The sequence below is a fragment of the Deltaproteobacteria bacterium genome (genome assembly GCA_029860075.1).
GTDB lineage: Bacteria > Desulfobacterota > JADFVX01 > JADFVX01 > JADFVX01 > JAOUBX01.
In genome coordinates, this window is record JAOUBX010000129.1 from 1 (window position 1) to 7,693 (window position 7,693).

Here is a 7,693-nt window from a genome sequence, read left to right on the forward strand (position 1 = left end):
GTTTAAGGCCTTATGGCAGGCATTTGAAAAAATACGCTACACCTCCCAGTTGATACGGTTTTGTAGTGAAACGCTGGAAAAAAGTCCCGAGTTACCCCTCTGGACACATTGCGGCGTTCTCGCTTCATCAGAAAACAAGGCCCATAAACTCCTGGAAATCATTACAAAAGCGGCCAATGAAGAAGGATTGAGCCTTGCTGCAAAAATGGGAATCCTGGAACGGAAAGTCGATCTTTTACTGGCAATGGATAAGGTGGATGAAGCTGCCCATCTGCTCAGCCAAATGATAGGCAGCCTGTCAAAAGAGACAGATCCCACCCTGGCCTCCATTAAATTAAAGGTTGCTTCGAGAATGATCCATCTGGGCAATCTTCTGGAGAATAAAGCGCTGGCAGAAGAGGGAGTAAAACATTACCTCCAGTTAATCACGGAGCAAGGGCCTGCCATGGAGAGATACATGTACTCAATAGGCAGAGCAAGTGATCCTCTCATCACCATTATCGATGCCCGCCTTGAGAAAAAAGATTATGAGGGGGCGGAAAATCTTCTTCTTTCAGCCATGGAATCCCTTATCAAATCATCCGTCCAGTCACAGGGACCAATGATGATTAAATCGGGTGTGGGCAGTTCCCTGCCCACTTTCATGACAAAACTTGCCCGCATATACGATGCCGCCGGTCGCCACGAGGATGTTCTCGCCCTTCTGGAAGAGGCCCCCTGGTGGGGTGCATCAGACCTCATCGAGATTGCAGATGATAATGCTGAGCTTATCCCCCTTACAGCAAAGGCCCTCTACAAGGCCGGCCGGAAAAGCGAAGCTTCAAACCTTCTTAAAAACCACCTCTACGGTTATCCTCACGATGATGACGCCTACCAGGTGCTTGTAGAAATGGAAGGGCCTTCGCTCATCGACTGGCTGGACAAGCTCTACCTTCGTGACAGGTTCGAAGAGCGGCCCCTCATCTGGAAAGCCTATCTTTTAAATAAAGCAGGCAAACATGAGGAGGCCGAAAAAGCGGTAAGACAGGCCCTGAAAGTGGACCCCACCGACGGTGAGCAAAAACCCGGAAACAGGGTAAGAGGTTATGACTTCCTTGCCGATATACTCAAGGCAAGGGGACAAGAGGAAGATGCCGCATTTTTTAAACGCGTCGTTAAAGCCGTAAAACTTGCCGAAAAAGGTGACCAGTTTACCAAAGCAGGCCTTGTGAGAAGAAGCCTCGATATTTACCGTGAGGCTTCGCTTTTATTTAAAGATGCCTACTGCATCCAGTGGCGTATGGCCGAAAGGCTCTCCTCCATGGGGGATGTGGAAGGCGCAAAAAAACATTATGAAATCGCCTTCAGGCGCATGCCTGAACAGTTCGGGCAGGTTGCCAGCTTCTGCTTCGGCTGCGAAGGCGTATTCCGCCATGAGCAAAGCATGACTACGGCAGAAAGAATACTAACGGAACTTTCAAAGAGTTCACCCAGGAAACCTCAGGTTCAGTTCCTGCTGGGACAACTCCGCCTTTCCCAGCACAGAAAGCTTGAGGCATACAAGCACTTCCGAAAAGCCGCCGACCTCGACCCTGACTATCTCGATGCCTGGGAAGAGGCTTACAAGCTCCGCAGCGCAGCCTATCTTTCAAGGCAGGAAATGGACAAAATTATCCTCCATATGATAAAGCTCGATCCCATGCAACGCCATATACGGCTTTACGAGACCGAGGTATATGACCTGAAGAGCCTCTGGCGCATCTATGAAGATCACGCCCCTCAGACAATCGAAATACCCGACCACCTGCTCAGTCTGAGGGCAAGCGAAAAAACACTTAAAGAACTTATGGACCAGTTGGGGAAAAGTGCCGATTATTATTTCCAGGACAGGAGATCAAAATACCGGGCAAGAAGGGAAGTCCCCCAGCCAGGATATGCTGTAGCCAATAATGCCTTCATCTCGCAAATAATGCAATACGCCATGCAAAGTGGTGGCGGTAATATGTATTCACGTAGGCACTAAAAAAAGGGGCTTAATGGCTGTTGGTCGGTGATAGGGAGATATTTTAAAATGAGAAGCAGACCTGTTAGAATTAAGGAGAAATGTCTCATTTTCCTGCATCATAGACACAAAACAATTCATTACATAAATACCAGGTAATTTCTATCTTTAATGGGAGCATTTCATGAGAATGAATAAAAGGAGAGTGAAATGAAAAAAATATACAAATATTCAACAGTATTACTGCTTTTATCCCTTTTAGGTGCATGCGCCGCCAGAGGGCCCTACAAAGAGCGTATCGTGAGAGTGCGGGACATGAAGAACAACCAGTCAAGTCTCGTCTACGGACAGATCGTTATGCCAAGCGATATGTGGTATATGGAGCATGTAATGCTTCAGCGAGTCGGAAAGGTTTATGTGGGGATGGGATTAAGGGGAACCAGCGAACCCATCTACGTGAGTCCCGACGGGAAATTCGTCTGTGTAAATATTAAGCCGGGAAAATATATGTTGAGCGGTTTTTTGATAGGAAGCAACATGAGTCATCTTGGTAAACAGGCCCTTAATTATACAATTGAAGTCAAACCGGGGAAAAGCCAATATTTCGGCGCCCTTAAATATATCGAGGGTAAACAGGCAGGCGCCTTCAGAATGGGAACCTTCGGGCTGGAATATGATAAAACTAAAGCACGACATGCAGAAATATTGAACTGGGTATCCAAATCGACGGTTAACACAAAATGGCAGGGACCGGTTAACAAGAAACTTAAGAAATATAAACGTTATCTCCCAAAAGAGGTGAAACAGGAAGGAAAGAAGATGGAGACTAAGAAAAAGAAATAGGCCTTTTTTTGTTTATTTTGAAAAGAAAAGTGGAACTATTAGAATTAAAGAGAAACGTCCCGTTTTTTATTGGCTAATAATTGGGAATAGGAATTTGTGGTGTTTAAAAAAATTACACAGTCAAAAATATTACAACTCGCAAAAATAACTATCTTTTTAATATCAATACTAGTAGTTAAGACCGGTATGGCAGTGGAATTCCCTGTAAACCAGCAATATTTAGATTCATATATTGAAAAAGATCGGCATAGGACAAACGAAGCATTGAATGGAAATATCAAGGCTCAACTCTCAATATGTATTATGAGATCTGATAAATTAGCAGCAAGAAGCCATTGGGAAACTGCTTATGGTTGGTGCAAGATCGTTTTTGAAAACAATAATGCCCCTGAAAAATACAGACAAATAGCAGATAAACTATTTCAGGAGGTAAGCGCAAGGTTATCAGAGGATCAACTTGAAAATGCTATATTTTATTTTCAAAATAATAAAAAAATTCTAGAAAGAAATTTATTAAAATCTAGTGGCGAGCTAAATATTAGTGAGCTTACAAATAGAGTAGTTACCGAATTAGCCAAAAAGTATGATCAAGGTTATGAAGAAGGTGATCCAGGAATGATCTTATTCTACTTATCTGATGATTTTTCGATGACTATATTTAAAGATCCTTTAGGAAGTCAAGTAGAGAGCCATTTTGAGCATACTGAATTTGAACAAATAATTGGTCAAATGACTATGGGCCGTGAGTTAAAATATAAAAGAACTCGCACTAACAATGTTATTGAGATTTCCAAAAGCAAATCAAATGCTTCATTCAAGTCAAAACTCCTTATAGAATTCTTTAGTGAAGGTAAATCAACTCAAATCATTGGAAATCAGGTAATTACAATTAAATTAATTAATAAGATTCCATTAATAACAAAAATTGATTATTTTCCCATTAATAGCGAAGGGCCAGATAAAAAATAGTATGGGTTCATTAAGATATACAGAAGAGATATTGTACCGCATAAATACTTACTTAACGAAGAACTACATATTAAAGCTGAGATGACGGTTCTCGGGCCAGAGAATTAAAAAAAATTTATTGACAGGATCAACAGGATTGACGGGATTAAAGAATTTTATTTTGAATTTTCTCTATCTTCCAAATCAGTGAAAATCCGCTAAATCCATGCCTGCCCCGTCAGAAATACTTTCATTCGGGGGCATCCGCGTTCTATAGCTTTTCTTTGCGCAAAACCATCTTTTCACCTGCAACCAGTAACAAGCAACCTGCAACTGCTCCAGTCAATCCGCATTCCGAAATCCAAAATCCGAAATTGAATAATCCGCAACAATTTTCTTTCACTCTCCCCTTTACAATGCGCAATATTGCGCAACCAAACAGCCTTTAAACTTGCGCATTATTGCGCAATAAGATAAGATGAAATATTTTTATTGAAAGGAGTTTTTAATTGATTTCAATAAAGCCGGATCAAGACCTTGAAAAATCCCTAAACCGATTGCAGGGTTTATTTGTCGAAGCATGGAAATCGCTGCAGGATGTTTCCCTTGAAGAATCAGACTACCTTCACCGCTTCGCATTTATCAGCACAATCGGTGCTTCCACACGTATTGAAAATGCCCTACTTACCGACCACGAGGTAGAATGGATCGATACAACGCTCAAGGAAGACAGCAGAACGACATCCTTTGAAACAAAAAAATCTTTCATTATTGATAAACTTTTAAAGGACCGGGAAAGAAGCATCGAGGAAGTTGCCGGGTGCCGGGAAACGCTCACCAGTATCTACAGCCAGTATAAAGAGATATTTCCCTTAACCGAAACATATCTGAGAGCACTCCACCATGATCTTTTACGCTATTACCCGGCAGCCAGCGAATATGCAGGTTCTTATAAAAAAACACCTAACCGGGTTATTTCCATTAATCACGGCACAGGGGAAGAAAAGGTTGTCCTTGAACCGGCGCCGTCGGGAATCATTACCGAAACGGCCATGGCCGATCTCATCGGCTGGTATAACAGCACATTAAAGGAGCATCCAAGACCATTACTTGTGGCCATTGAATTTGTCTTTCGCTTTCTAGCCATTCATCCTTTTCAGGACGGCAACGGCAGGCTGGGAAGAGCGCTCTTTCTTCTTGCCCTGCTCCAAAGCGGCGATAAATACCTTGTCGAAATTACGCCATACATGGCAATAGACCGTCATATTGAAAAAAACAGGGCTGCCTATTACAGCGTTCTCCATAAGACATCGGAAGGAAAATTCTTTTCTGACCCGATGAAATATAATTACCTTCCACTGGTCAGGTTTTTCCTCAAAATATTTGAAGAGGCCTTGTCAGACATTGAATTTTATCGAAATCGTTATGCAAACATGATGTCCCTCTCGGAAAGCGCCTCAATCGTATATCAGGCATTCAGGAACAATCCAAAAGAACGACTCCAGGTATCGGAATTGGAGGAAACAACAAACCTGCCAAGAAGAACAATTCAGTACGCATGCAAAACGTTAACGGAGAAAGGTTTTCTGCAACGCCTCGGCAAGGGCGCAGGCAGCCGCTACCAGCTTGTTTTTTAATAAACCATTTGAATCATAATGACATTCCAAATAAATGTGAGGAATCTTAATAAAATCTTTTTTTGACAGGATTAACAGGATTTAAGGGATTAAAGCTATTCTTTTGAACTCTAAACGTACCTGCTCTTACGCAAAACATCATTTTTCAAATCAGCGAAAATCCGCTAAATCAGTGTTATCCGTGTTCTATTGTCTTTCCCCATGTCTTTCTTCCGGTTGCAATGAAATAAAAATAACATACAATACCAAGAGGTTAGCTAAAAGAGCCGGGCTTCAGGTATTTAAAAATGAAATAAACTATGCCCATATTGGAATATACCTGGCATACTTCCTTGAATCAGGTGCACTCGGGTCGATCTTAATCAACTCTTGTTCTACGCATAAGTGGGGTCGGACCAAGTCAAGCAGTTGATTTGAAAGAATAAATCTCCAAAAACACCCTCTTTTTTGCCCTTAAAAGCCCCCTTTTAGGGGTAAAATAAGTGTTCTAAGATTTTATAGGTTCCCTATTCAACCTATTCAATTGCATCCATAACAGGGGACAGCTGTCCCCCGTTATAATTCGCCAATGGGTGCAAAATGAATCATAATCCATTGTTATAATTGTCATTCCGAAGGCTGTGAGGAATCTTGATTTTTATTGACGGGATTAAAGAATTTTGTTTTGAATTTTACCTCTATCTTCCAAATCAGTGAAAATCCGCTAAATCCGTGTCATCCGCGTTCTATAGCTTTCCTCCGCGCGAAACCATCCTGTCATCTCTATAAGCCGTTGGCACGAGCCATAGGCCTGAGCCAGTCGAAGGATCAACCCGCAACTCGAAACCCGAAACCCGCAACGGCTTTTCAAACCGGGGTATTTTCCGGGCATATCAACCTTTCCCCCTTTATACACGTATCACATAGTGTATCATGTTTAACAATCACTAAAAACAAATGTGATTCATGTTTCTTTTAAGACTTTTTTAAAACCCCTGTTAGTACACAAGTTCTAATGGGGAGGAAGTTAAAGGCCCGTTGCCCGGTGATTGGGAGATGGACTTTTTTTGTTTCATTAAATTATTGCCGGGGGTGTTCCTTATTTTTTATAAGCTTATCCTTTAAAGAGAAATGTCCCCTTTTTGCATGTCGGTGTGCCCTAACTGCCATGCTGTAATTCACAGAAGGACACCATCTTATAATTTAGATGAGATAAGGAATGCATTCAAAACAAATAATAAAGGCACATAAAATTTCATAACAGGGGGTTAATTTAAAATGGCAAGAAAAGAACCAAAACCATCCACCGTTAAAAGGTTGTTCGCATTTTCTAATAATGTGTGTGCGGCACCCAGTTGTGAGAATAATTTAGTTGAAGGTAATGTTGTTCTTGGTGAGATATGCCATATAGAAGCTGCTGAGGAAGGTGGCCCTAGGTATAATGAATATTCTGATGATGAATATAGAAGAAGTTTTGAGAACTTAATATTGATGTGCGAAAAATGTCACAAAATAGTTGATAGCGATGAAAATAAATACCCACCAAATTTGTTAACTACTTGGAAAAATGAGAGTAAATGCAATGGTACAAAGAACAAGACTGATATCTCAGACGAAATTATTTCAAAATTTATAGGAAAGCTTATGAAACAGAAAAATGAAAATACTGGTTCAGGAACTCAATTTAATAACCAAGCCGAAACTCAAAATATAGGTGCGCAAATTGGTACACAACATAATTATTATAATAGCGAAAATAAAATTATTAGCGAAGGTGAATATAGGGTAGTAAATATCGAGCTTAAGATAAAAATAGATAAACTTAGAGATGATGCAAGTCCGCCGACAGAGGATGTCATAGATTTTAAAAATAATCTGTTAGATAAAAAAATTAGTAAAATATATAGCATACCAGCTAAAGAACTAAAGTTTAGAAAAGAAAATGGGCGAATTAAAGCTGAAGTTGAGAGTTATGAAAAAGTTAATGGAATAATTGATGAAAATTCAAAAGTGGGTCAAGCATTAATCGAAAGCTTTCTTAGCAAAAATGATCCAGAGAAGAAAACGGTACTCAAACAACAAATTAAACATAAGGGTCAACTACAGCCCGCAATAATTACTTGCGATGGATTTCTTATAAATGGAAACCGAAGAAAAATGATTTTAGAAGAATTGTATGATGAGGGCCTGTCAAGTTTTCTGTGTAAATGAGAAATTGTTCAATCTACTTTAATGGTACTCTTTCTTCAAAAATAATGGCGAACTGATTAATCGCCGCTCCCCAATTCCTGATCGGCATTGACCA

At 40.6% G+C, this 7,693-nt stretch carries 5 protein-coding genes; all 5 read left to right on the forward strand.

Annotation, left to right across the window (positions count from 1 at the left end; genetic code table 11):
• Positions 1-2,002: hypothetical protein (locus OEV42_20865; GenBank protein MDH3976722.1), on the forward strand; the 2,002-nt coding region annotated here is incomplete at its 5' end.
• A 189-nt stretch (positions 2,003-2,191) separates the two neighbouring features.
• Positions 2,192-2,824, forward strand: coding sequence for a hypothetical protein (locus OEV42_20870; GenBank protein MDH3976723.1), 633 nt, complete (start codon positions 2,192-2,194; stop codon positions 2,822-2,824).
• A gap of 99 nt (positions 2,825-2,923) precedes the next feature.
• The gene (locus OEV42_20875; protein MDH3976724.1) at positions 2,924-3,793 is read left to right on the forward strand and encodes a hypothetical protein; all 870 of its coding nucleotides are present in this window, start codon (positions 2,924-2,926) and stop codon (positions 3,791-3,793) included.
• Positions 3,794-4,281: 488 nt separating this feature from the next.
• The gene (locus OEV42_20880; protein ID MDH3976725.1) at positions 4,282-5,409 is read left to right on the forward strand and encodes a Fic family protein; all 1,128 of its coding nucleotides are present in this window, start codon (positions 4,282-4,284) and stop codon (positions 5,407-5,409) included.
• 1,257 nt (positions 5,410-6,666) lie between these two features.
• Positions 6,667-7,599, forward strand: a complete 933-nt coding sequence (locus tag OEV42_20885) for a hypothetical protein (protein MDH3976726.1) — start codon at positions 6,667-6,669, stop codon at positions 7,597-7,599.
• Positions 7,600-7,693 lie beyond the last annotated feature (94 nt).

Coding starts and splice junctions, on each gene's coding strand:
- OEV42_20870 (MDH3976723.1), top strand. CDS start 2,192: ATGAAAAAAATATACAAATATTCAACAGTATTACTGCTTTTATCCCTT.
- OEV42_20885 (MDH3976726.1), top strand. CDS start 6,667: ATGGCAAGAAAAGAACCAAAACCATCCACCGTTAAAAGGTTGTTCGCA.